Annotated in this window: 1 protein-coding gene and 1 pseudogene; both read right to left on the reverse strand. The window is 58.4% G+C overall.

The window, feature by feature from the left end; translation table 11 throughout:
• Positions 1–180: 180 nt before the first annotated feature.
• Entirely contained in the window at positions 181–1062 is an 882-nt protein-coding gene (locus J2W40_RS20515) for an alpha/beta hydrolase (RefSeq protein WP_310227802.1), read from the reverse strand.
• Positions 1063–1209: 147 nt separating this feature from the next.
• A pseudogene (locus tag J2W40_RS20520) lies at positions 1210–1337 on the reverse strand (IS5/IS1182 family transposase); the annotation flags it as partial.

The following is a 1337-nucleotide window of genomic DNA, read 5'->3' on the forward strand; positions in this document are numbered from 1 at the left end:
GTTCCATGTACGGCCGGGCTGGCCTCGACCTGCTCCGGGCGCGTATCATGGCATGACACCTGCACCGAAATTGCGGGAGAGCCCACTTTTGCGGAGAATTGCACGACCGATGACATTCGTGGTTCTCGTCGAGCCGATCGGCCATGGGACGCTGGCGGAAAACGCCGCCAGCGCCTGACGTCATCGCTCATGCCGATCCAGCGCCATGCTGACGGCGTGATCCAAGATTTGGATAGCGTGCACGCTCGGTAACAAATGAGGTTCGAGCACCGGCCAAATGTGCGACACTTCGGGCGCTGCCACTAACTGAAAATGCACGCCCTCCGCTAGTAGTCTTGCCACGAGGGCAAGACTGTCTTCTGCCAAGACCTCCTGAGAGGCGACTAATATGGTGACCGCAGGCAAACCGCTCAAGTCCGCAAATAGTGGCGACGCGAGAGGGTGTGCGGGATCTTCACCCTGCAGGTAGCAACGTGCCGCGTTTTCGGCGGCTTCCTTAGAAAACATCGGATCGCTGGTCGCACATCGGCTGAAGCCATCAGAGCTGATAGTCAGATCGAGCCACGGTGACAGCAACAGGATGCCGGCAATGGGAACTGGTCTTCGCATGATCGAAGCCAAGGTCAGGGCAAGCCCGCCTCCGGCAGAATCACCGGACAGGAAAACAGGCAGGCAGGTTGGATCGGAAACCAGTGCGTTCACCACGGACATCATCTCATGTATGGCGGCCGGAAAGGGGTTTTCTGGCGCAAGGGAATAGTCCGGTACCCAGACTTCGGCCCCGATCACACGGGCAAGGCGCGTCGCGAACTCGCCATAATGCGTAGGGCTCCCGCAAACATAGCCCCCGCCATGCATGTGAATTATCCTGCATCGCGGGTGCAGTGCCGTGGACACCAGACACCTTACGCCCGAGATGGTCTCCGGCCGGAAGTCGGTCGCGCCGACCGGTATCGGAATTGTTTGCCGGAACTCCTGCAGTTCTTCCGCCGCTTCGTGCCCGGCACGCAAGGCGGGTATCCCTCCACAAAAAACGCTGGCCTGTGTCACCACGCCGTTCATCTTCCTCTCCCGCCATATAATCTCGTGTGGCCCCAAAAACCGGCTTGAATTGATGCTGTTATGGCTCGGAGCAATTCACGTTCTATCAATCGTTTGATAACACCGTATGAATGTTTTCAAGGCTCAGCAAGCTAGGGTCCGGACTCACTACAGCCACCAGATGACAGCAGCGGCGAAGCTGATGGCGCCCATGAATTTTTTGATGTTGCGATCGAAGCGGGTGGCGATGCGCCGCCAGTCTTTGAAGCGGCAGAACATGCGCTCGACGACGTTGC

Source organism: Sphingobium xenophagum (assembly GCF_031457465.1).
GTDB lineage: Bacteria > Pseudomonadota > Alphaproteobacteria > Sphingomonadales > Sphingomonadaceae > Sphingobium > Sphingobium xenophagum_A.

What these genes read in the sequence shown, in the direction of transcription:
- J2W40_RS20515 (WP_310227802.1), bottom strand. Translation starts at nt 1,062, where the DNA reads ATGAACGGCGTGGTGACACAGGCCAGCGTTTTTTGTGGAGGGATACCC.